The 22,947-nt window shown below is 54.9% G+C and carries 23 protein-coding genes, 1 tRNA gene and 3 rRNA genes; 8 read left to right on the top strand and 19 right to left on the bottom strand.

The annotated features are described in order from the left end of the window. Nucleotides 1-18: 18 nt before the first annotated feature. Both KHA73_RS01235 and actP read left to right on the top strand, forming a co-directional pair. Nucleotides 19-330, top strand: coding sequence for a DUF485 domain-containing protein (locus tag KHA73_RS01235; protein ID WP_004930047.1), 312 nt, complete (start codon nucleotides 19-21; stop codon nucleotides 328-330). Then, nucleotides 327-1,979, top strand: coding sequence for a cation/acetate symporter ActP (actP, locus tag KHA73_RS01230; RefSeq protein WP_234587571.1), 1,653 nt, complete (start codon nucleotides 327-329; stop codon nucleotides 1,977-1,979). Before KHA73_RS01235 ends, actP begins: the two co-directional genes overlap by 4 nt. Before the next feature lie 432 nt (nucleotides 1,980-2,411). On the opposite strand, the gene rrf is transcribed toward actP, so the two are convergent. From rrf to KHA73_RS01210, 4 genes are all read right to left on the bottom strand, one after another. Further along, nucleotides 2,412-2,527: ribosomal RNA gene (rrf, locus tag KHA73_RS01225) — 5S ribosomal RNA — on the bottom strand. 106 nt (nucleotides 2,528-2,633) lie between these two features. Continuing rightward, nucleotides 2,634-5,542: ribosomal RNA gene (locus tag KHA73_RS01220) — 23S ribosomal RNA — on the bottom strand. Between the two features lie 234 nt (nucleotides 5,543-5,776). Next, a tRNA-Glu gene (locus tag KHA73_RS01215) sits at nucleotides 5,777-5,852 on the bottom strand. 205 nt (nucleotides 5,853-6,057) lie between these two features. Continuing rightward, nucleotides 6,058-7,597, bottom strand: a 16S ribosomal RNA gene (locus tag KHA73_RS01210). Together the 16S, 23S and 5S rRNA genes with 1 tRNA gene alongside form the textbook arrangement of a ribosomal RNA operon. A 506-nt stretch (nucleotides 7,598-8,103) precedes the next feature. Between KHA73_RS01210 and KHA73_RS01205 the strand changes: the two genes are divergently transcribed. Further along, the gene (locus tag KHA73_RS01205) at nucleotides 8,104-8,646 is read left to right on the top strand and encodes a gamma carbonic anhydrase family protein (protein ID WP_234587570.1); all 543 of its coding nucleotides are present in this window, start codon (nucleotides 8,104-8,106) and stop codon (nucleotides 8,644-8,646) included. A gap of 33 nt (nucleotides 8,647-8,679) precedes the next feature. Here the strand turns inward: KHA73_RS01205 and aroE are convergent, their stop codons facing one another. From aroE to dprA, 5 genes are read right to left on the bottom strand one after another with little or no spacing between them, the layout of a single operon-like run. Further along, entirely contained in the window at nucleotides 8,680-9,498 is an 819-nt protein-coding gene (aroE, locus tag KHA73_RS01200) for a shikimate dehydrogenase (RefSeq protein ID WP_234587568.1), read from the bottom strand. A 15-nt stretch (nucleotides 9,499-9,513) separates the two neighbouring features. Then, entirely contained in the window at nucleotides 9,514-10,083 is a 570-nt protein-coding gene (gene tsaC / locus KHA73_RS01195; RefSeq protein WP_234587567.1) for an L-threonylcarbamoyladenylate synthase type 1 TsaC, read from the bottom strand. Nucleotides 10,084-10,090: 7 nt separating this feature from the next. Continuing rightward, complete coding sequence (locus tag KHA73_RS01190; protein WP_234587565.1) at nucleotides 10,091-10,636, bottom strand: DNA topoisomerase family protein; 546 nt, start codon at nucleotides 10,634-10,636, stop codon at nucleotides 10,091-10,093. Between the two features lie 25 nt (nucleotides 10,637-10,661). Further along, nucleotides 10,662-11,135, bottom strand: a complete 474-nt coding sequence (gene smg, locus KHA73_RS01185) for a DUF494 family protein Smg (protein ID WP_012147203.1) — start codon at nucleotides 11,133-11,135, stop codon at nucleotides 10,662-10,664. Then, the gene (dprA, locus tag KHA73_RS01180) at nucleotides 11,107-12,228 is read right to left on the bottom strand and encodes a DNA-protecting protein DprA (RefSeq protein ID WP_234587563.1); all 1,122 of its coding nucleotides are present in this window, start codon (nucleotides 12,226-12,228) and stop codon (nucleotides 11,107-11,109) included. The genes smg and dprA overlap by 29 nt, the downstream gene beginning before the upstream one ends. A gap of 132 nt (nucleotides 12,229-12,360) precedes the next feature. Here dprA and def point away from each other — a divergent pair, with 132 nt between their 5' ends. The 5 genes from def to mscL all read left to right on the top strand — a co-directional run bounded on the left by def (nucleotide 12,361) and on the right by mscL (nucleotide 17,164). Further along, nucleotides 12,361-12,870: a peptide deformylase gene (gene def, locus KHA73_RS01175; RefSeq protein ID WP_061800488.1), complete on the top strand. Its 510-nt coding sequence runs from the start codon at nucleotides 12,361-12,363 to the stop codon at nucleotides 12,868-12,870. Between the two features lie 17 nt (nucleotides 12,871-12,887). Then, a complete protein-coding gene (fmt, locus tag KHA73_RS01170) occupies nucleotides 12,888-13,832 on the top strand; it encodes a methionyl-tRNA formyltransferase (RefSeq protein WP_234587562.1) in 945 nt (314 codons plus the stop codon). Between the two features lie 72 nt (nucleotides 13,833-13,904). After that, nucleotides 13,905-15,176: a 16S rRNA (cytosine(967)-C(5))-methyltransferase RsmB gene (rsmB, locus tag KHA73_RS01165; protein ID WP_234587560.1), complete on the top strand. Its 1,272-nt coding sequence runs from the start codon at nucleotides 13,905-13,907 to the stop codon at nucleotides 15,174-15,176. A 55-nt stretch (nucleotides 15,177-15,231) separates the two neighbouring features. Beyond that, nucleotides 15,232-16,608 carry a Trk system potassium transporter TrkA gene (trkA, locus tag KHA73_RS01160; protein ID WP_061800485.1) on the top strand — a complete coding sequence of 459 codons (1,377 nt, stop codon included), beginning with the start codon at nucleotides 15,232-15,234 and terminating at the stop codon, nucleotides 16,606-16,608. Nucleotides 16,609-16,747: 139 nt separating this feature from the next. Continuing rightward, nucleotides 16,748-17,164, top strand: coding sequence for a large-conductance mechanosensitive channel protein MscL (mscL, locus tag KHA73_RS01155; protein WP_174355450.1), 417 nt, complete (start codon nucleotides 16,748-16,750; stop codon nucleotides 17,162-17,164). Nucleotides 17,165-17,221: 57 nt separating this feature from the next. Here mscL and KHA73_RS01150 read toward each other — a convergent pair whose 3' ends face one another. The 10 genes from KHA73_RS01150 to secY all read right to left on the bottom strand — a co-directional run bounded on the left by KHA73_RS01150 (nucleotide 17,222) and on the right by secY (nucleotide 22,946). After that, a complete protein-coding gene (locus KHA73_RS01150) occupies nucleotides 17,222-17,428 on the bottom strand; it encodes an alternative ribosome-rescue factor A (protein ID WP_234587558.1) in 207 nt (68 codons plus the stop codon). A 75-nt stretch (nucleotides 17,429-17,503) separates the two neighbouring features. After that, nucleotides 17,504-17,935 (bottom strand): Zn(2+)-responsive transcriptional regulator, encoded by a 432-nt coding sequence (zntR, locus tag KHA73_RS01145; RefSeq protein ID WP_234587556.1) that lies wholly within the window; start codon nucleotides 17,933-17,935, stop codon nucleotides 17,504-17,506. Then, nucleotides 17,935-18,309, bottom strand: coding sequence for a DnaJ family domain-containing protein (locus KHA73_RS01140; RefSeq protein ID WP_234587554.1), 375 nt, complete (start codon nucleotides 18,307-18,309; stop codon nucleotides 17,935-17,937). The genes zntR and KHA73_RS01140 overlap by 1 nt, the downstream gene beginning before the upstream one ends. Before the next feature lie 147 nt (nucleotides 18,310-18,456). Continuing rightward, entirely contained in the window at nucleotides 18,457-18,846 is a 390-nt protein-coding gene (gene rplQ / locus KHA73_RS01135) for a 50S ribosomal protein L17 (protein ID WP_004929726.1), read from the bottom strand. A 40-nt stretch (nucleotides 18,847-18,886) separates the two neighbouring features. Continuing rightward, on the bottom strand, nucleotides 18,887-19,876 hold the full coding sequence (locus tag KHA73_RS01130) for a DNA-directed RNA polymerase subunit alpha (protein WP_002919219.1): 990 nt from the start codon (nucleotides 19,874-19,876) through the stop codon (nucleotides 18,887-18,889). Between the two features lie 25 nt (nucleotides 19,877-19,901). Continuing rightward, entirely contained in the window at nucleotides 19,902-20,522 is a 621-nt protein-coding gene (gene rpsD, locus KHA73_RS01125; protein WP_061800475.1) for a 30S ribosomal protein S4, read from the bottom strand. Nucleotides 20,523-20,555: 33 nt separating this feature from the next. Continuing rightward, entirely contained in the window at nucleotides 20,556-20,945 is a 390-nt protein-coding gene (gene rpsK / locus KHA73_RS01120; RefSeq protein WP_004929731.1) for a 30S ribosomal protein S11, read from the bottom strand. A gap of 16 nt (nucleotides 20,946-20,961) precedes the next feature. After that, the gene (gene rpsM, locus KHA73_RS01115) at nucleotides 20,962-21,318 is read right to left on the bottom strand and encodes a 30S ribosomal protein S13 (protein ID WP_061800472.1); all 357 of its coding nucleotides are present in this window, start codon (nucleotides 21,316-21,318) and stop codon (nucleotides 20,962-20,964) included. 146 nt (nucleotides 21,319-21,464) lie between these two features. After that, nucleotides 21,465-21,581, bottom strand: a complete 117-nt coding sequence (rpmJ, locus tag KHA73_RS01110) for a 50S ribosomal protein L36 (RefSeq protein ID WP_002227352.1) — start codon at nucleotides 21,579-21,581, stop codon at nucleotides 21,465-21,467. A gap of 33 nt (nucleotides 21,582-21,614) precedes the next feature. Then, nucleotides 21,615-22,946, bottom strand: coding sequence for a preprotein translocase subunit SecY (gene secY / locus KHA73_RS01105; RefSeq protein WP_004929740.1), 1,332 nt, complete (start codon nucleotides 22,944-22,946; stop codon nucleotides 21,615-21,617). Nucleotide 22,947 lies beyond the last annotated feature (1 nt).

Raw genomic sequence — 22,947 nt, 5'->3', positions numbered from 1 at the left:
CCTACTGGAGACACTCTGATGAATGACACCATTTATCAAGGGATTGAAGAAAACCCGCGCTTTAAGGAGCTGGTGAGAAAACGCGGCCGCTTCGCCTGGCTGCTCTCGCTGATTACGCTGGCGCTGTACGTTGGCTTTATTTTACTGATCGCCTTCGATCCCCAATGGCTCGGCACGCCGATCGCCGCGGGATCGACCATTACCCGGGGGATCCCGGTTGGCGTTGGCCTGATCGTGATCTCTTTTGTGTTGACCGGGATCTACGTGTTTCGCGCCAACGGCGAATTCGATCGCCTGACCGCGGAAATCCTGCGTGAGGTGAAACAATGAAGCGCTTACTTTCCGCCGCCGCCCTGCTGACGCTGCCGGGCCTGGCCTGCGCCGACGCCATTGGCGGCGAGGTGCAACGCCAGCCGCTGAACGTGCAGGCGATCGTGATGTTCGTGCTGTTTGTCGGCGCCACCCTGTATATCACCTATTGGGCCTCCAAACGCACCCGCTCGCGCCAGGATTATTACACTGCAGGCGGGCGCATCACCGGCCTGCAGAACGGGCTGGCGATCGCCGGCGACTTTATGTCCGCCGCCTCTTTCCTCGGCATTTCCGCTCTGGTGTACACCTCCGGCTATGACGGCCTGATTTACTCCATCGGCTTCCTGATCGGCTGGCCAATCATCCTGTTCCTGATTGCCGAACGCCTGCGCAACCTTGGCCGCTACACCTTCGCCGACGTGGCCTCTTACCGGCTGAAGCAGAAACCGATCCGCACCCTGTCGGCCTGTGGTTCTCTGGTGGTGGTGGCGCTGTACCTGATCGCACAGATGGTCGGCGCCGGCAAACTCATCCAGCTGCTGTTCGGCCTTAACTACCACGTGGCGGTGATCCTGGTCGGCATTCTGATGGTGCTGTACGTGCTGTTCGGCGGCATGCTGGCCACCACCTGGGTGCAGATCATCAAGGCGGTGCTGCTGCTGGCCGGTGCCAGCTTTATGGCGCTGATGGTGATGAAGTCGGTCAACTTCGATTTCAACACGCTGTTCGCCGAAGCGGTGAAGGTGCATCCTAAGGGCATCGCCATCATGAGCCCCGGCGGGCTGGTGTCTGACCCGATATCGGCGCTTTCGCTGGGCCTGGCCTTGATGTTCGGCACCGCCGGTCTGCCGCACATTCTGATGCGCTTCTTTACCGTCAGTGACGCCAAGGAAGCGCGCAAGAGCGTGTTCTACGCCACCGGCTTTATCGGTTACTTCTATATTCTCACCTTTATTATCGGCTTCGGCGCCATTCTGCTGGTGAGCGCCAATCCGGCGTTCAAGGACGCTACCGGCGCGCTGTTGGGCGGCACCAATATGGCGGCGGTGCATCTGGCCAACGCGGTCGGCGGCAACTTCTTCCTCGGCTTTATTTCTGCGGTCGCCTTCGCCACCATTTTGGCGGTGGTGGCCGGCCTGACGCTGGCCGGTGCTTCTGCGGTGTCTCACGATCTGTACGCCAGCGTGATTAAAAGCGGCAAGGCGACCGAACGCGACGAGCTGCGGGTATCCAAGATCACCGTAGTGTTGCTGGGCATAGTAGCGATTGCGCTGGGGATTTTGTTCGAGAAACAGAATATCGCCTTTATGGTCGGACTGGCGTTCTCCATCGCCGCCAGCTGCAACTTCCCGATTATCATTCTGTCGATGTACTGGTCACGCCTGACCACCCGCGGCGCGATGATCGGCGGCTGGCTGGGGCTGCTGACCGCGGTGATCCTGATGATCCTCGGCCCGACCATCTGGGTGCAGATCCTCGGCCATGAAAAACCGATTTACCCGTATGAATATCCGGCGCTGTTCTCGATGATCGTGGCCTTTGTCGGCACCTGGCTGTTCTCGGTTACCGACAGTTCGCTGGCCGGGCAGCAGGAGCGCGAGCGCTTCCGTTCCCAGTTTGTCCGCTCGCAAACCGGGTTGGGGATCTCGCAGGGCAGTTCACATTAACCGAATAATAAGTGAAAAAAGCAAACACACCCTAATCAAAGGCCCTGCGGGGCCTTTTCTCTTACGGCGTTTATTATTGGATCCCCTGAAAAGCGCAGCCTAGCTGCGCCAGATTGTGCTTTTTCGCACACAGCAAAAAGCCCTGAACTCGCGTTCAGGGCTTCTTACTTTGTTTGATGCCTGGCAGTTTATGGCGGGCGTCCTCCCCGCCCCCCTTCGGGCCGTTGCTTCGCAACGTTCAAATCCGCTCCCGGCGGATTTGTCCTACACAATTCGTCTCATCCTGAGACTCTCCCCTCCGGGGCCGCCGCACGCGGCGTTAAGGCCCGTTCCCGACGGGCCTTTCGCATGCCCATGCTCGAGCAGAACGCCAGATAGCAGACAAAACAAAAAGCCCCATGCTTTCGCATGAGGCTTGTTGTTTTATTTGATGCCTGGCAGTGTCCTACTCTCGCATGGGGAGACCCCACACTACCATCGGCGCTACGGCGTTTCACTTCTGAGTTCGGCATGGGGTCAGGTGGGACCACCGCGCTATTGCCGCCAGGCAAATTCTGTTTCATTCCAACCGCTTCACTTTCGTGTCGCCATTGAAACCAATCTAAGAACTTCGCTGAAAATCTATCGTCTGCTCTAAAACACCTTCGGTGTTGTAAGGTTAAGCCTCACGGATCATTAGTACTGGTTAGCTCAATGCATCGCTGCACTTACACACCCAGCCTATCAACGTCTTAGTCTTAAACGTTCCTTCAGGGGCCTTAAAGGCCCAGGGAAGACTCATCTCGAGGCAAGTTTCGCGCTTAGATGCTTTCAGCGCTTATCTTTTCCGCACTTAGCTACCGGGCAGTGCCATTGGCATGACAACCCGAACACCAGTGGTGCGTTCACTCCGGTCCTCTCGTACTAGGAGCAACCCCTCTCAATCTTCCAACGCCCACGGCAGAATAGGGACCGAACTGTCTCACGACGTTCTAAACCCAGCTCGCGTACCACTTTAAATGGCGAACAGCCATACCCTTGGGACCTACTTCAGCCCCAGGATGTGATGAGCCGACATCGAGGTGCCAAACACCGCCGTCGATATGAACTCTTGGGCGGTATCAGCCTGTTATCCCCGGAGTACCTTTTATCCGTTGAGCGATGGCCCTTCCATTCAGAACCACCGGATCACTAAGACCTACTTTCGTACCTGCTCGAGCCGTCACTCTCGCAGTCAAGCTAGCTTATGCCTTTGCACTAACCTCACGATGTCCGACCGTGATTAGCTAACCTTCGTGCTCCTCCGTTACTCTTTGGGAGGAGACCGCCCCAGTCAAACTACCCACCAGACACTGTCCTCACCCCGGATTACGGGGCCGAGTTAGAACATCAAACATTAAAGGGTGGTATTTCAAGGTTGGCTCCACGCAGACTGGCGTCCACGCTTCAAAGCCTCCCACCTATCCTACACATCAAGGCTCAATGTTCAGTGTCAAGCTATAGTAAAGGTTCACGGGGTCTTTCCGTCTTGCCGCGGGTACACTGCATCTTCACAGCGAGTTCAATTTCACTGAGTCTCGGGTGGAGACAGCCTGGCCATCATTACGCCATTCGTGCAGGTCGGAACTTACCCGACAAGGAATTTCGCTACCTTAGGACCGTTATAGTTACGGCCGCCGTTTACTGGGGCTTCGATCAAGAGCTTCGCCTTGCGGCTGACCCCATCAATTAACCTTCCAGCACCGGGCAGGCGTCACACCGTATACGTCCACTTTCGTGTTTGCACAGTGCTGTGTTTTTATTAAACAGTTGCAGCCAGCTGGTATCTGCGACTGGCTTCAGCTCCATCCGCAAGGGACTTCACCTACGCGCCAGCGTGCCTTCTCCCGAAGTTACGGCACCATTTTGCCTAGTTCCTTCACCCGAGTTCTCTCAAGCGCCTTGGTATTCTCTACCTGACCACCTGTGTCGGTTTGGGGTACGATTCTGTGTTACCTGATGCTTAGAGGCTTTTCCTGGAAGCTTGGCATCAACTACTTCTGCACCGTAGTGCATCGTCATCACGCCTCAGGGTTGATAAGCAACCGGATTTACCGGGTCACTCCCCCTACACGCTTAAACCGGGACAACCGTCGCCCGGCTAGCCTAGCCTTCTCCGTCCCCCCTTCGCAGTAACACCGAGTACAGGAATATTAACCTGTTTCCCATCGACTACGCCTTTCGGCCTCGCCTTAGGGGTCGACTCACCCTGCCCCGATTAACGTTGGACAGGAACCCTTGGTCTTCCGGCGAGCGGGCTTTTCACCCGCTTTATCGTTACTTATGTCAGCATTCGCACTTCTGATACCTCCAGCAACCCTCACAGGCCACCTTCAACGGCTTACAGAACGCTCCCCTACCCAACAACGCCTAAGCGTCGCTGCCGCAGCTTCGGTGCATGGTTTAGCCCCGTTACATCTTCCGCGCAGGCCGACTCGACCAGTGAGCTATTACGCTTTCTTTAAATGATGGCTGCTTCTAAGCCAACATCCTGGCTGTCTATGCCTTCCCACATCGTTTCCCACTTAACCATGACTTTGGGACCTTAGCTGGCGGTCTGGGTTGTTTCCCTCTTCACGACGGACGTTAGCACCCGCCGTGTGTCTCCCGTGATAACATTCTTCGGTATTCGGAGTTTGCATCGGTTTGGTAAGCCGGGATGGCCCCCTAGCCGAAACAGTGCTCTACCCCCGAAGATGAGTTCACGAGGCGCTACCTAAATAGCTTTCGGGGAGAACCAGCTATCTCCCGGTTTGATTGGCCTTTCACCCCCAGCCACAAGTCATCCGCTAATTTTTCAACATTAGTCGGTTCGGTCCTCCAGTTAGTGTTACCCAACCTTCAACCTGCCCATGGCTAGATCACCGGGTTTCGGGTCTATACCTTGCAACTAATCGCCCAGTTAAGACTCGGTTTCCCTACGGCTCCCCTATACGGTTAACCTTGCTACAAAATATAAGTCGCTGACCCATTATACAAAAGGTACGCAGTCACACCACGAAGGTGCTCCCACTGCTTGTACGTACACGGTTTCAGGTTCTATTTCACTCCCCTCGCCGGGGTTCTTTTCGCCTTTCCCTCACGGTACTGGTTCACTATCGGTCAGTCAGGAGTATTTAGCCTTGGAGGATGGTCCCCCCATATTCAGACAGGATGTCACGTGTCCCGCCCTACTCATCGAACTCACAGTCAATGCATTTTAGTGTACGGGGCTATCACCCTTTACTGCGCGACTTTCCAGACGCTTCCACTAACACAAGAACTGATTCAGGTTCTGGGCTCCTCCCCGTTCGCTCGCCGCTACTGGGGGAATCTCGGTTGATTTCTTTTCCTCGGGGTACTTAGATGTTTCAGTTCCCCCGGTTCGCCTCGTTAAGCTATGTATTCACTTAACGATAGTGCAACGAATTGCACTGGGTTTCCCCATTCGGGTATCGCCGGTTATAACGGTTCATATCACCTTACCGACGCTTTTCGCAGATTAGCACGCCCTTCATCGCCTCTGACTGCCTAGGCATCCACCGTGTACGCTTAGTCACTTAACCTCACAACCCGAAGATGTTTCCATCGTTCGCATTGCAAACATTTGAGAGACTCTATGACAGGTTACTCTTTACCCCAGTACTTCTACGGAGGGATAAATTTCAGCCGTCATGTTTCAATTTTCAGCTTGTTCCAGATTGTTAAAGAGCAATATCTTAAACACGACTCGCAAGAGTCATCTTTAAGATTTTAGGTTACGAATAACCGGTGATAATGTCTTTCACTCATTATCGGAATGGCGTCCCCAAGGGGATTCGAACCCCTGTTACAGCCGTGAAAGGGCAGTGTCCTAGGCCTCTAGACGATGGGGACCCGAAATTGGCTTATCGAATCACCGATTCGATAATTTCGGGTAGAGGTGAGATTTTTCGTGAAAAATCGAGCGCCATTGTTGTTTGTCACTGTACTGGACAGTCACACATCTCCCGGCACTTACCTATACCACAAGGTTTTGTTTGCTCATTACTTTCTATCAGACAATCTGTGTGAGCACTTCACTCGAATCAATATCATTAGGTAAGGAGGTGATCCAACCGCAGGTTCCCCTACGGTTACCTTGTTACGACTTCACCCCAGTCATGAATCACAAAGTGGTAAGCGCCCTCCCGAAGGTTAAGCTACCTACTTCTTTTGCAACCCACTCCCATGGTGTGACGGGCGGTGTGTACAAGGCCCGGGAACGTATTCACCGTAGCATTCTGATCTACGATTACTAGCGATTCCGACTTCATGGAGTCGAGTTGCAGACTCCAATCCGGACTACGACGTACTTTATGAGGTCCGCTTACTCTCGCGAGCTCGCTTCTCTTTGTATACGCCATTGTAGCACGTGTGTAGCCCTACTCGTAAGGGCCATGATGACTTGACGTCATCCCCACCTTCCTCCGGTTTATCACCGGCAGTCTCCTTTGAGTTCCCGACCGAATCGCTGGCAACAAAGGATAAGGGTTGCGCTCGTTGCGGGACTTAACCCAACATTTCACAACACGAGCTGACGACAGCCATGCAGCACCTGTCTCAGAGTTCCCGAAGGCACCAATCCATCTCTGGAAAGTTCTCTGGATGTCAAGAGTAGGTAAGGTTCTTCGCGTTGCATCGAATTAAACCACATGCTCCACCGCTTGTGCGGGCCCCCGTCAATTCATTTGAGTTTTAACCTTGCGGCCGTACTCCCCAGGCGGTCGATTTAACGCGTTAGCTCCGGAAGCCACGCCTCAAGGGCACAACCTCCAAATCGACATCGTTTACAGCGTGGACTACCAGGGTATCTAATCCTGTTTGCTCCCCACGCTTTCGCACCTGAGCGTCAGTCTTCGTCCAGGGGGCCGCCTTCGCCACCGGTATTCCTCCAGATCTCTACGCATTTCACCGCTACACCTGGAATTCTACCCCCTCTACGAGACTCTAGCTTGCCAGTTTCAAATGCAGTTCCCACGTTAAGCGCGGGGATTTCACATCTGACTTAACAAACCGCCTGCGTGCGCTTTACGCCCAGTAATTCCGATTAACGCTTGCACCCTCCGTATTACCGCGGCTGCTGGCACGGAGTTAGCCGGTGCTTCTTCTGCGAGTAACGTCAATGTAATGCCGTATTAAGACACTACCCTTCCTCCTCGCTGAAAGTGCTTTACAACCCGAAGGCCTTCTTCACACACGCGGCATGGCTGCATCAGGCTTGCGCCCATTGTGCAATATTCCCCACTGCTGCCTCCCGTAGGAGTCTGGACCGTGTCTCAGTTCCAGTGTGGCTGGTCATCCTCTCAGACCAGCTAGGGATCGTCGCCTAGGTGAGCCATTACCCCACCTACTAGCTAATCCCATCTGGGCACATCTGATGGCGTGAGGCCCGAAGGTCCCCCACTTTGGTCCGTAGACGTTATGCGGTATTAGCTACCGTTTCCAGTAGTTATCCCCCTCCATCAGGCAGTTTCCCAGACATTACTCACCCGTCCGCCGCTCGTCACCCAGGGAGCAAGCTCCCCGTGCTACCGCTCGACTTGCATGTGTTAGGCCTGCCGCCAGCGTTCAATCTGAGCCATGATCAAACTCTTCAATTAAAAGCTTGATTTGCTTCAACTCGTGAAGCGATGCTCAAAGGTTACTGCATGAATTTTACTTCAGTTAGTCACTCTTCAAGACTTGATATTTTTTCGTACCCGAAGGTACTGGATATCGTCTTGTGGAGTGCCCACACAGATTGTCTGATAAATTGTTAAAGAGCAGTGAGTTAGCCGCTTTCGCTTGTTAACTCGAGGTGGCGTATATTACGCTTTCCTCTTTCAGAGTCAACCCTAATTTTCAGGATTTTTTCTCTTTCTTCCCGGCCGCTTCGTGAAGTGAATCACTTGCTCCGTGTCGATGGAGGCGCATTATAGGGATCCGAATTTTTTGCACAACCCCTTTTTTGATCTTTTCCTTCCGTTTGCACACTTTTCAGTCCTTTCGGGTGGATCTTGCGCGATCAGGCCCGTTTTTCACAGGATCCGCCGCTGTGGCTGGTTGTAATTCCATCAGCAGCGTCTAGTATTGCCGGTAAATATGATCCCGACGTGAGGCTATCACCATGTCCGATGCAGTACGTTCTTACCTTCATTACTCCCCCAAACTCGGTCAGCGCGTCATGATCGATCCTTCCAGCGTGGTGATCGGCAACGTTGAGTTGGCCGATGACGTCAGCATCTGGCCGCTGGTCGCCATTCGTGGTGACGTTAATGCGGTAAAGATCGGTGCGCGCAGCAATATCCAGGACGGCAGCGTACTGCACGTGACCCACAGATCCGAACATAATCCCGAAGGCTACCCTCTGCTGATAGGGGAAGACGTGACCGTCGGCCATAAGGCCATGCTGCACGGCTGCGCTATCGGCAACCGGGTATTGGTCGGTATGGGTTCGATCCTGCTGGACGGTGCGGTAATAGAAGACGATGTGATGATTGGCGCCGGCAGCTTGGTGGCGCCGGGCAAAAGACTGGCCAGCGGCTATCTCTATATGGGCAGCCCGGCGCGCCAGGTTCGCCCGTTAACCGCCGCCGAACTGGAAGGCCTTATCTACTCTTCAAATAACTACGTGCGCTGGAAAGACGAATATCTGTCGGAAGATATCTGACGGGCCCCCGTTCCCTGCCGGGAACGGGCCTCTTTATGCCGCCAGTTCGCTGCGCAGCTGACGCAGTACCGGTTCAATTTCCGGCATTACGCCATGCCAAAGCAGAAACGCATGGGCCGCCTGCCCCACCAGCATCCCCAAACCGTCGGCATAGTCGGTTGCACCCTGCTGTTGCGCCCAGGCCAGGAATGGCGTTAGCCCTCGTTGATAGAACATGTCGTAGCAACGGGTATGGCGATTCACCACGCCGTTCGGCAACGCGGGGATTTCACCGTTAATGCCGGAGGCGGTAGCGTTGATCACCAGATCAAACGATCGTTGCCCAAGCTGATCCAACGGCAATGCCGAGATCTCGCCAAGATGGCTGAATGCCTGAGCCAGATCCTGCGCCCGGCTGAACGTCCGGTTGGCGATCGTCAACTCACAGCCAAAAGACAATAGCGGCAAAATCACGCCGCGCGCCGCGCCGCCGGCGCCCACCAGCAAAATACGATCCTGCGGCCGGACCAAATGCTGGCGTTCAAGATCGGTCAACAGGCCGATGCCGTCGGTGTTATCCCCCAGCAAACCGCCCTGCGGCAATACTTTCAGCGTATTCACCGCGCCGGCCAGCGAGGCTCGCTCACTGAGCTCGGATGCCGCTGCATAGGCGCGTTCCTTAAAGGGAACCGTTACGTTCGCGCCCTGGCCACCAGCAGCGATAAACGCCTGCAGGCGGGTTTCAAAACCGTCCAACGGCGCCAGCACGGCGCCATAAGGATGTTCAATCCCGGTTTGAGCGGCAAACAGCGCATGAATCCGCGGTGATTTGCTGTGGCCGATAGGGTTGCCGAATACCGCAAACTTCTCCATGCACATTACCTCTGTTTACCCCTGGCGGATCTGCTCACCTGTCAGGGCATCTCTGATTTCTGAAGGGTTAAGACGGCCGCCAACGCTGCCGACCAATACCGGGAACGCGGCACCAAACTGCTGCATCACTTCATCTGCGTTGCGGCAAGGTTCCTGCCCGCTAAGATTGGCGCTGGTCGACACCAATGGCTTGCCATATTGTCTGCACAGCTGCTGCACCAACGGATGATCGCTGACACGCACCGCCAGCGAACTAAAACGCCCGGTTAATAAACGCGGCGTTTCCGGCCGGGCAGGGATCACCCAGGTCACCGGCCCTGGCCAGCTGGCAAAGATCGCTGCGCGCTGCGGTTCGTTCAGCGCGCTGTCATCAATGTATGGAAGCAATTGCTGATAGTCGGCGGCGATCAGGATCAACCCCTTCTCCCACGGCCGCTGTTTCAAGGCCAGCAGCGCATTGACCGCCTGCTCGCTGTCGGGATCGCATCCCAGGCCGAATACGGCCTCGGTAGGATAAGCGATAACCTGCTGATTATTGAGAGCGCCAATGATAGACGCGAAGGCGGAGGTAAGTTCTGAGGTCATGGTGTGATTATTCTGTGGTTGCGACGGGTTTTCCGCAAAGTTTACTGGCACAGCAAAGGGTCGGGCCTTTTGCCGTACGCTTCTCCATCAGCAGCGGGTAGTGGCAGTAAGCGCACTCGCCGGCGACGGGTTTAGAATTAAGGGCGAACTGACATTCCGGATAACGATCGCAGGAATGGAACACCTTGCCGTAGCGTGATTTGCGCTGCAGCAGTTTACCCTGGCCGCATTGCGGGCAGGTGATGCTGGTTTCGTCCGGTTTGTCGATCGCTTCGGTGTGGTCACACTCGGGATAATTGCTGCAACCGACGAACATGCCGTAGCGCCCCTGACGCAGCGCCAACGTCGCCTGGCATTTCGGGCATTGTTGGCCATCCAGCATCTTGACGATATGGCCATCGGCCTGCGCTTTCAACGGCCGGATATGCTGGCATTCAGGATAACGGGTACAGCCGAGGAAGGGGCCGTGGCGACCACTGCGGATCACCAGCTCGGCCCCGCATTCCGGACAGGGTTCATTTTGCCTGGTGGCAAAAATCGCTGTTTTTGTCATAACTTCTTCTATGCATGTTACCCGCTCAGTGCAGATAACCTTCGTTTACTTCAAACAACAGTTCTTCCATTTGCTGATAGGCGCTTTCATATCCGGGAATATTAAACAGCACCATCAACACTACCCATTTCAGATCTTCGAGATCGAATTCCGTGTTATCCAAAGCCATAACACGATCGATAACCATTTCACGGGTTTCGAGGTTCAATACCTGAATCTGCTCCAGGAACAGGAGGAAACCACGGCAACTGGCATCCAAACGCACGCCTTCCTCTTCGGTGTAGATCCGCATCGCCAGCGGATCGGCATCCATAAAGTAAGGCGCATTTTCGCCTTCCTGCAGGTCAGCAAGTTTTTCAAGCCAATTCAACGCGTTGTAGATATCATCCCGATGAAACCCCGCCTGAGCGAGATCATCGGTCAGCTGATCCTGATCGACGCGCATCTCTGGTTCATTGTGGATATAAGTTTCAAACAAGTACATGAGTACGTCGAACATGGCCTGCCCTCCTTATTCGGACATAGCCGCCGGGTACAGCTGCGATCCACCCTGCTAACTCCAGATCGAGTAATTTGATTACCACCTCTGGCACAGGTTGGCCGGCACGTTCAGCGACGACGTCAACAGGTGTCACCTCATCTCCTACGTTAGCCAACACATCGGCAAATGGCAATTCAACTTCGGCCTCAGACGCACAAATAGTTGTATTTTCGTCCAGCGGCAGCCAATTCAGGCCGCTGCCCAGCTGTTCGGCGATGTCTTTCGGGCCGGTGACCAGATAGGCGCCCTGCTGGATCAGCCAGTGCGTGCCTTCGCTCATCGGGCTGCCCAGCGGGCCCGGCAGCGCAAACACCTCACGCCCCTGCTCCAATGCGTAGCGGGCGGTGATCAGGGTGCCGCTGCGCAGCGAAGCCTCAATCACCAGCACCCCCAGGCTCAGGCCGCTGATAATGCGGTTGCGCCGCGGAAAGTGATCGGCCAACGGCAGATCGGTCACCAGGTGGTCGGAAATGACTGCGCCACCCTGTTCGACAATCTGCTCGGCGAGGCGGCGGTGCCGGCGCGGATAGACGTTGGCCAGCCCGCAGCCCAACACCGCCACCGTGCAACCCTCGGCCGCCAGCGCGGCGCGGTGGCAGATGCCGTCGATGCCGATGGCCAGCCCGCTGGTGACGGTAAAACCGCAGTGCGTCAGCTCACCGGCAAAATACTGCGCCCAGCGTTCGCCATAGTGGCTGAACTGGCGGCTGCCGACCATGGCGATTTGCGGCTGCAGCAGCGCCTGCGGATTGCCCTGCACCAATAACCATAACGGCGCATCGTCGATATGGCTCAACCGCTCGGGATAGCCGGCCTCGCCATAGGTCAGCATCCGGCATCCCGCCTGTTCCAGCCAACGCAGCGTAGCGGCCAGGTAACGCGGATCCGCCTGCTGAAACTGAGCGCATTGCCGGCCATTCAGGCCCAGCTCCCGCAGCAACGCGCCAGACACGGCGCCGGCCGCCGCCAGCTGCCGTATCATCCGGCTGGCTGCCGCCGTATCCAGCCCCTCCACCCCACGCATTCGTATGCCGATTTCTTCTGGCTGCATCACCTTTCCCTCGCAAAAAGCGGTGGTATTACCAATTCGAGCAATTGGTGCGCAATGCTGTCAATCAGGCTGGGAAATGTCTAGAATAGAAGCTAAACCTTCTTCATCACTCGGATACAGATCTAAAGATATATGTCAGTCTTGCAGGTATTACATTTCCCAGACGACCGGCTGCGCAAAGTCGCAGCGCCGGTAAAAGAAGTCAATGCAGATATCCAGCGCATCGTGGATGATATGTTTGAAACCATGTACGCAGAGGAAGGCATTGGCCTGGCTGCGACTCAGGTGGATATCCATCAGCGCATTATCGTGATTGACGTTTCCGAGAACCGCGATCAGCGCCTGGTGCTGATCAACCCGGAGCTGCTGGAAAAAAGCGGCGAAACCGGCATCGAAGAAGGCTGCCTTTCCATTCCCGAGCAGCGCGCTCTGGTGCCACGCGCCGCCAACGTGAAGATCCGCGCGCTGGATCGCGACGGCAAACCTTTCGAGCTGGAAGCGGACGACCTGTTGGCGATCTGCATCCAACACGAGATGGATCACCTGGTCGGCAAGCTGTTCGTCGATTACCTGTCGCCGCTCAAGCGCCAGCGTATCCGTCAGAAACTGGAAAAAATGGCCAAGCTTAACGCCCGCGCCTAATCGATCAGGAAATCAACGTGTCTGACTCCTTACGGATTATTTTCGCCGGAACGCCAGACTTCGCAGCGCGTCATCTTGACGCGCTGTTGTCATCTGGGCACCAGATTGTCGGCGTATTCACCCAACCCGATCGGCCGGCCGGCCGCGGCAACAAGCTGACGCCAAGCCCGGTCAAAGTACTGGCGGAGCAGCATCAGCTGCCGGTATTTCAGCCCAAATCATTGCGGCCGGAAGAGAATCAGCGGCTGGTTGCCGAGCTTAACGCCGACGTAATGGTGGTGGTGGCCTATGGCCTGATCCTGCCGAAAGCGGTGTTGGACATGCCGCGCCTGGGCTGTATTAACGTGCACGGCTCTCTGCTGCCGCGTTGGCGCGGCGCGGCGCCGATCCAGCGCTCACTTTGGGCCGGCGACGGCGAAACCGGCGTCACCATCATGCAGATGGATGTGGGGCTGGATACCGGCGATATGATGCACAAGATCGCTTGTCCGATTGCTGCTGACGACACCAGCGCCAGCCTGTACGACAAGCTGGCGCAGCTCGGCCCGCAGGGGCTGCTGACCACGCTGCGGCAAATGGCAGACGGCAGCGCCACCCGTGAAGTGCAGGACGAATCGCTGGTGACCTACGCCGAGAAACTGAGCAAGGAAGAGGCACGCCTGGACTGGAGCCTGTCCGCTGCGCAACTGGAGCGCTGCATTCGCGCCTTTAATCCCTGGCCGGTCAGCTACTTCGTCATCGACGATCAGCCGGTGAAGGTGTGGCAGGCCAAGGTGTTGGCGGTAACCGCCGACGCCGAACCAGGCACCGTAGTGCACGCCGACAAGCACGGCATTCAGGTGGCGACCGCCGATGGCGTTCTCAACCTGACACAGCTGCAGCCGGCGGGCAAAAAACCGATGTCGGCGCAGGATTTGCTGAATTCACGTCGAGAATGGTTTACCCCGGGCAATCGGCTGTAAACCCCCACACCGCCCGGCCGTCAAACGCCGGGCTGTTTCTTTCTTAATGCCGATAGTTATCAGCTTTAGCCTATGAAAAACAATTACAATCTCCGAAGCCACGCTGCCAAAGCCATCGGCCAGGTGCTGGATCAGGGCCAGTCGCTCAGCACTGTCCTGCCGGCACTGCAAAACACCATCAGCGACAAGGATCGCGCGCTGCTGCAGGAGCTGTGTTTCGGCACCCTGCGCGTGCTGCCACAGCTCGAGTGGTGCATTCAACAGCTGATGGCCAAGCCGATGACCGGCAAACAGCGCCCGCTGCACTATTTGCTGATGGTTGGCCTGTATCAGCTGCTGTATACGCGCATTCCGCCGCACGCGGTGCTGGCTGAAACCGTGGAAGGCGCCGTCGCGCTGAAGCGGCCGCAGCTAAAAGGGTTGATCAATGGCGTATTGCGCCAGTTCCAGCGCCAACAGGAAGAGCTGCTGCAGCGTGCCGCCAATAATGACAGCCGCTACCTGCACCCAAGCTGGCTGTTGAAACGCATTCAGCAAGCTTACCCTGCGCAGTGGGAACAGATTATCGACGCCAATAACCAAAAGCCACCGATGTGGCTGCGCGTCAACCGTCTGCATCACACCCGCGATGCCTACCTGCAGCTGATGGCCCAGGCCGGCATCGCCGCAGAACCGCACGCCGAGTATGCTGACGCGCTGCGCCTGCTGGCGCCGTGCGCCGTGACCAGCCTGCCGGGCTTTGCCGATGGCTGGGTTACCGTGCAAGATGCCTCGGCGCAGGGCTGCGTCTCCCTGCTGGAGCCGCAAGACGGCGAACAGATCCTCGATTTGTGTGCGGCGCCGGGCGGCAAAACCACCCATATTCTGGAAGCTGCGCCCAAGGCGCACGTAATGGCCGTCGATATCGACGAACAGCGATTGGCGCGGGTCAAAGAAAACCTGCAGCGCCTGCGTCTGCATGCCGAAGTCAAACTGGGCGATGGCCGCACGCCGCAACAGTGGTGCGGAGATAAACAGTTCGACCGCATTCTGCTGGATGCCCCCTGCTCGGCCACCGGCGTGATCCGCCGCCACCCCGACATCAAGTGGCTGCGCCGCGATCGCGACATCGCCGAACTTGCCGCCCTGCAGGCGGAAATCCTGCAGGCGGTGTGGCCGCATCTGAAATCCGGCGGCGTGATGGTTTACGCGACCTGTTCAATACTGCCTGAAGAGAACAGCGAGCAGATTGCCGCCTTCCTGCAAAGCCATGCCGACGCCAGGCTGGTTGAGCCGGCCCGGCAGAACCTCCCTCATCCCGAGGATGGCGATGGCTTCTTTTACGCTAAGCTGATTAAAATGTAATGCTTCAGGGCGTGCTCCCGCGCCCTGGGTCTTTCGGTGTGAAGCAGAGAACCAAATGAAAATAATTATTCTTGGTGCAGGTCAGGTTGGCGGCACGCTGGCGGAAAACCTGGTGGGCGAAAATAACGATATCACCGTGGTGGATACCGACTCCGGCCGCCTGCGGCAGCTGCAGGACAAATTCGACCTGCGGGTGGTTCAGGGGCACGGCTCGCACCCGCGCGTGCTGCGCGAAGCCGGTGCAGAAGACGCCGACATGCTGGTCGCCGTCACCAACTCTGACGAAACCAATATGGTCGCCTGTCAGATTGCCTATTCTCTGTTCAATACCCCAAACCGCATCGCCCGTATCCGCGCGCCGGAATATATCCGCGAGTCTGAGAAGCTGTTCCAGCCGGAAGCGGTGCCGATTGACCACCTGATCTCCCCAGAGCAGCTGGTTATCGATTACATCTACAAGCTAATCGAATACCCCGGCGCGCTGCAGGTGGTGAACTTTGCCGAAGGCAAGGTCAGCATCGCCGCGGTGAAGGCCTACTACGGCGGCCCGCTGGTCGGCAACGCACTGTCCTCAATGCGCGAGCATATGCCGCATATCGATACCCGCGTCGCCGCTATTTTCCGCCAGGATCGGCCTATTCGTCCGCAGGGCTCAACCATTATCGAAGCCGGCGATGAAGTGTTCTTTGTCGCTGCCTCTCAGCATATCCGTGCGGTGATGAGTGAGCTGCAGCGGTTGGAGAAACCCTATAAGCGCATCATGATCGTCGGCGGCGGCAACGTCGGCGCCGGGCTGGCCCAGCGATTGGAGAAATCTTACAACGTGAAGCTGATTGAGCGTAATCAGCAGCGCGCTGCCGAACTGGCCGAACAGCTTCACGACACCATCGTGTTCTATGGCGACGCATCCGATCAGGAACTGCTGGCGGAAGAGCACGTCGAACAGGTGGACGTGTTTATCGCCATCACCAATGACGACGAAGCCAACATTATGTCGGCGATGCTGGCCAAGCGCATGGGCGCCAAGAAAGTGATGGTGCTGATCCAGCGCCGCGCCTATGTCGACCTGGTACAGGGCAGCGTCATCGATATCGCTATTTCGCCACAACAGGCAACGATTTCCGCGCTGTTGGGCCACGTGCGCAAGGCGGATATCGTCAGCGTTTCCTCACTGCGCCGCGGCGTGGCCGAAGCTATCGAAGCTATCGCTCACGGTGACGAAAGCACCTCAAAAGTTGTGGGCCGCATAGTCGAAGACATCAAACTGCCGCCGGGTACCACCATTGGCGCCATTGTGCGCGGCGACGACGTTATTATCGCCAACGGCAACAGCAAAATTGAACAGGGCGATCACGTCATCATGTTTATCACTGACAAGAAATTTGTGCCTGATGTAGAACGGCTGTTCCAGCCAAGCCCATTCTTCTTGTAGAACAAATGCAGTGGTGGATGGTCTATAATTGCGAGGTTGTTCCCGGCCTTAGAAAGAGATAAAACTTTTCTCTCCTTTTGTGGCAAAGGGAAATTGCTTTGTTAAACTTGAGTTATTAATTCTGCAAGGGGTGCGTTCTATGAGTATGATGAAAGAGTTCCGCGAATTTGCCATGCGTGGCAACGTGGTTGATCTGGCAGTGGGTGTGATTATTGGTGCAGCGTTCGGTAAGATCGTATCTTCTTTCGTTGCGGACATCATCATGCCACCGCTGGGGTTATTGATCGGCGGCGTTGACTTCAAACAATTCCACCTGGTATTACGCGAAGCTCAGGGCGCGGTTCCTGCAGTAGTAATGAACTACGGTTCATTCATTCAGACCATTTTTGATTTCGTAATTGTTGCCTTCGCGATTTTCCTGGCAATTAAATTAATGAACAAGGTGCGTCGCAAGCAGGAAGAAGAACCCGCAGCCCCGCCGGCGCCAACTGCAGAAGAGAAGCTGCTGACCGAAATTCGTGATTTGCTGAGCCAACAGCAACAGCCAAAACTGTAAAACAGATTAGGCCAGCCAAATAAAAAGCCATCTTATAAAGATGGCTTTTTTAATGCTTTAAAACCAGAAGGCCAGTGGTAAATCATCGCCTGATACTTTACCACTGGCCTCCCAGTTACCGCCTTTTGCGTGTTTGTCTTTACGCCGGTAGCTGCCCTTGCCTTTAACGTTTTTTTCCACCCGCTGACGGAATAACGGATCATGCAGCAGCGCCTCGATGGCGTTATCCTGGATCTGGCCTTTGGTATGACGGTATTTTGTCATGATAAATCTCCGATTAAAATTGAGGTTATAAAACGAACCGATAATACTGCCGGCGGGATAAAAATTAAAGCTCCATCAGCAGCCTTTCTTGCACTTCTCATCGCTGGCGCCCTGTTCCAGCGCTTCCAGAATAGAGCAGTAGTTGCTGGTGTGGGCGGTGCCGCAACAGGCGTCGCTCAGGCGTTTCAAGGATTCACGCATGCGGGTCAGCTCAGCCAGCTTATTTTCAACATCCTTCAAACGAGCGTCGACAATCGACTTCGACTCCTGGCAGGTATGATGTTCAGGATCGACGCGGATCGACAACAGCTCGGCGATCGTTTCCAGCGTGAAGCCCAGCTGTTTCGCATAGCGGATAAACCGCAGGCGCTGCAGGTCCTGATCGCTATACAGCCGATACCCCCCCTCGGTGCGAACGTTGTGATCCATCATGCCCTGCTTTTCGTAGTAACGCACCGTGTCCGGCGTTACGTCCGCGAGCCTGGCCAACTGGCCTATTTTGAACATCACTTTTCCTCCCGGGTAAATTTACCGCCCAACGCATGCTGATAGTCGCCATACAGGAAATCGGTACTCATTCCCGCCTGACGCAAGCGGTGCTCCAACAGCGCCATGCGTTTGCTGAGCTCGGCATAGTCCGCATGCTGGCTGCCAATCTCCTGCAGCAGTCTCGCCAGGGTTAACGCCTCTTTGCGCGCTTCCAGCTCCGGCGGCAAATAGCCGGCATTCTTCAGCAGGCGAAACCCGCTGCGCAATTCTGCCGGCACCGCGCTGTCGTCATCCAGCGCCAGCGGCTGCCCCTGGCCCGGCAGATCGTCAAACTCGCCTTTTTCCTGGGCATCGAGAATATGGCGTTCCGCCCACTGATCGAGTAACCACATGGCATAAAGCCTCAGTTAGCCTGATTAACAGGGATAGCATAGCGGATAGGGAGGGGGAACTTAAGACCAGCGGGGAAAGAGAGCACATTTGGCCGGCTTTGGACGTAAAAAAACCGGGCAAGCCCGGTTTCTTTACGCGTCTACAGATTACTCTGCAGTTGCCACTTCTGCTTGAGACTCAGCACGATCAACCAGCTCGATGTATGCCATCGGCGCGTTGTCGCCTGCGCGGAAGCCACACTTCAGAATGCGAGTGTAACCACCGGCACGGCTCGCGAAACGCGGGCCCAGCTCGTTAAACAGTTTTGCCACGATCTCGTTATCACGAGTACGGGCGAATGCCAGACGACGATTAGCTACGCTGTCGGTCTTGGCAAGAGTAATCAGCGGCTCAACAACGCGACGCAGCTCTTTCGCTTTTGGCAGGGTCGTCTTGATGATTTCATGACGAACCAAAGAGCCGGCCATGTTACGGAACATAGCCTGGCGATGGCTGCTGTTACGGTTCAGTTGACGACCACTCTTACGATGGCGCATGACCTTATCCTTCTCAGTAAAACCTTAACCTGTGATCCGGTTACTCGTCAGCAATGCTTGCCGGCGGCCAGTTTTCCAGGCGCATGCCCAGAGACAGACCACGTGAGGCCAGCACGTCTTTAATCTCGGTAAGAGATTTTTTACCCAGGTTCGGCGTTTTCAGCAACTCAACCTCGGTACGCTGTACCAGATCACCGATGTAGTGGATAGCTTCTGCCTTGAGGCAGTTAGCAGAGCGGACAGTCAATTCCAGATCGTCAACAGGGCGCAGCAGGATCGGATCGAATTCTGGTTTCTCTTCTTTAACTTCCGGTTGACGCACATCACGCAGGTCAACGAATGCTTCAAGTTGTTCGGCCAGAATGGTAGCCGCACGGCGGATCGCCTCTTCAGGATCGATCGTGCCATTGGTTTCCATCTCGATTACCAGCTTGTCCAGGTCAGTACGCTGTTCTACACGCGCTGCTTCAACATTGTAGGCAATACGCTCTACAGGGCTATAGCAGGCGTCAACCAACAGACGACCGATCGGGCGCTCATCTTCTTCCGAATGAATTCGGGCAGAAGCCGGCACATAACCACGACCGCGCTGAACTTTGATACGCATGCTGATAGCAGCGTTTTCATCGGTCAGGTGGCAGATCACGTGCTGAGGCTTGACGATTTCGACATCACCATCATGGGTGATGTCGGCAGCGGTCACAGGGCCAATGCCAGATTTATTCAGGGTAAGAATAACTTCGTCTTTGCCTTGAACTCTCACCGCCAGCCCTTTCAGGTTGAGCAGGATCTCCAGGATATCTTCCTGTACGCCTTCTTTGGTGCTGTACTCATGCAGTACACCATCAATCTCAACCTCGGTCACCGCGCAACCCGGCATAGATGAAAGCAGAATACGGCGCAGTGCGTTGCCAAGAGTATGGCCAAAGCCACGCTCTAAAGGCTCAAGGGTCACCTTGGCGTGCGTCGAACTGACTTGCTCGATATCTACCAGGCGCGGTTTTAGAAACTCTGTCACAGAACCCTGCATTGTGTCCTCTCTTTGGTACTAAGCTTTACTTGGAGTAAAGCTCGACGATCAGGTGTTCGTTAATGTCCGCAGACAGATCGGTACGTTCAGGCATACGCTTGAACACGCCTTCCATCTTAGCAGCATCAACTTCCAGCCAAGTCGGCTTTTCACGCTGCTCAGCCAGCTCCAGAGAAGCTTTAACACGAGACTGCTTTTTAGCTTTCTCGCGGATGCTGACTACGTCATTCGGAGATACCTGATAAGAAGCGATGTTAACAACGCGACCGTTTACCATAATTGCTTTGTGGCTAACCAGCTGACGTGACTCTGCACGAGTAGCGCCGAAGCCCATACGGTAAACAACGTTGTCCAGACGACCTTCCAGCAGTTGCAACAGGTTTGCACCGGTGTTGCCCTTCAGGCGTGCTGCTTCTTTGTAATAGTTACGGAATTGACGCTCCAGAACACCGTACATACGGCGAACTTTCTGCTTTTCACGTAACTGTACACCATAGTCAGACAGACGCGGTTTACGCGCACCGTGTTGACCAGGCGGTTGCTCAATTTTGCATTTTGAATCGATCGCGCGAACGCCAGACTTCAGGAACAGGTCTGTGCCCTCACGGCGGCTAAGCTTGAGCTTAGGACCCAAATATCTTGCCATTTTCTTTCTCCAACAATCCGAAAAGCAGCGGCGTTATACGCGGCGCTTTTTCGGCGGACGACAACCGTTATGAGGGATCGGAGTCACATCAGTAATGTTAGTGATGCGGAAACCAGCCGCGTTCAGAGCGCGGATAGTAGACTCACGACCAGGACCAGGTCCTTTAACCATAACTTCCAGGTTCTTGATACCGTATTCTTTTACTGCGTCAGCACAACGTTCGGCTGCAACCTGAGCTGCAAACGGAGTTGACTTACGAGAACCACGGAAACCGGAACCACCGGCAGTTGCCCAACCCAAAGCATTACCCTGACGATCGGTAATAGTAACAATGGTGTTGTTGAAAGAAGCATGGATATGAGCCACGCCGTCAGAGACTTGCTTTCTTACACGCTTGCGTGTACGAACAGGTGCCTTTGCCATTATTCAATCACCCCGATTATTTCTTGATCGGTTTACGCGGACCCTTACGGGTACGTGCGTTGGTCTTAGTACGCTGACCGCGAACCGGCAGACCACGACGATGGCGCAAACCACGATATGTACCAAGATCCATCAGACGCTTGATGCTCAGGGTAACTTCACGACGCAAATCACCTTCTACGGTGAATTTGGCGACTGCTTCACGCAGCTGTTCAATTTGCTCTTCAGACAGCTCACTGATCTTAACATTTTCAGCAATACCCGTAGATGCACAGATAGACTGTGAACGAGTTTTACCGATGCCGAAGATCGCGGTTAAGGCGATAACGGTATGTTTATGATCAGGAATGTTAATGCCTGCTATACGGGCCACTATGCACTCCTACTATTTTATACAGCAACACCATTCTGAAAAGCCCGTTTTCAGGATACTCAAATAATGTTGCAGCTACATACAAAAGATTGGCTGGCTAATCTAGCCAGCTCAACCCAACTTTGCAAGAAAAATATGCGAGATAATCAGCCTTGACGCTGTTTATGCTTCGGCTCGGCGCTGCAAATCACACGAACGACACCGTTACGCTTAACGATTTTGCAGTTACGACATAATTTCTTGACGGAAGCACGAACTTTCATTTTTACTCTCCGTAACTTCTCAAACGAATCTGACTAGCGGTTATAGCCTTTCAGATTTGCTTTCTTCAATGCAGACTCGTACTGACTTGACATCATCAGAGTTTGCACTTGAGCCATAAAGTCCATGATGACGACAACCACGATCAGTAGCGAGGTACCACCAAAGTAGAATGGTACTTTCATTGCATCACGCATGAACTCCGGGATCAGGCAGATGAAAGTAATGTACATCGCGCCCACCAGGGTTAAACGCGTCATTACTTTATCGATGTACTTCGCCGTTTGCTCTCCCGGACGAATTCCTGGTACGAAGGCACCGGACTTCTTCAGGTTATCTGCTGTCTCACGCGGGTTGAAAACCAACGCCGTGTAGAAGAAACAGAAGAAGATGATTGCAGACGCATAGAGTAACACATAAAGCGGTTGCCCTGGCTGCAAATACAGCGAAATCGTTGTCAGCCAGTTCCAACCGGTACCGCCCCCAAACCATGATGCAATCGTGGCAGGGAACAGAATAATGCTGGAAGCGAAGATTGCCGGGATAACCCCTGCCATATTCACTTTCAACGGTAAGTGTGTGCTCTGTGCAGCGTAAACACGACGACCTTGTTGACGTTTCGCATAGTTAACGACGATACGACGTTGACCACGTTCGATGAAAACAACGAAGAAGGTTACTGCAAACACCAATACTGCAACCAACAGCAACAGGAGGAAGTGCAGGTCGCCTTGCCGGGCTTGCTCGATAGTATGGGCCACTGCCGGCGGAAGTCCCGCTACGATACCCGCGAAGATAATGATCGAGATACCGTTGCCGATACCACGTTCAGTAATCTGCTCACCCAGCCACATCAGGAACATTGTCCCGGTCACCAGGCTCACAACCGCAGTAAAGTAGAATGCAAAGCCTGGGTTTAACACCAGGCCCTGCATACCAGGCATATTCGGCAGACCGGTAGCAATACCGATCGACTGGAATATGGCCAATACCAGCGTACCGTAACGGGTGTACTGGCTAATCTTGCGACGGCCAGCCTCCCCTTCTTTCTTGATTTCTGCCAACGCTGGATGAACCACCGTTAACAGCTGGATAATAATCGATGCCGAAATATACGGCATGATACCCAGCGCAAAGATAGAAGCACGGCTGAGGGCACCACCAGAGAACATGTTAAACATTTCAATGATAGTGCCTCTCTGCTGCTCAAGCAATTTGGCAAGCACAGTGGCATCGATACCAGGAATCGGAATAAAAGAGCCGATACGGAAGACAATCAGCGCGCCGATGACAAACAAAAGTCTGCGCTTCAGCTCGCCGAGCCCGCCTTTAGCACTTTGAAAATCTAATCCTGGTTGCTTAGCCATC

Origin of the sequence: Serratia entomophila, from assembly GCF_021462285.1 — a bacterium.
Classification (GTDB): Bacteria; Pseudomonadota; Gammaproteobacteria; order Enterobacterales; family Enterobacteriaceae; genus Serratia; species Serratia entomophila.
Note: the sequence above shows the minus strand (reverse complement) of the source record. Positions and strands in the feature narration are given on the sequence as shown.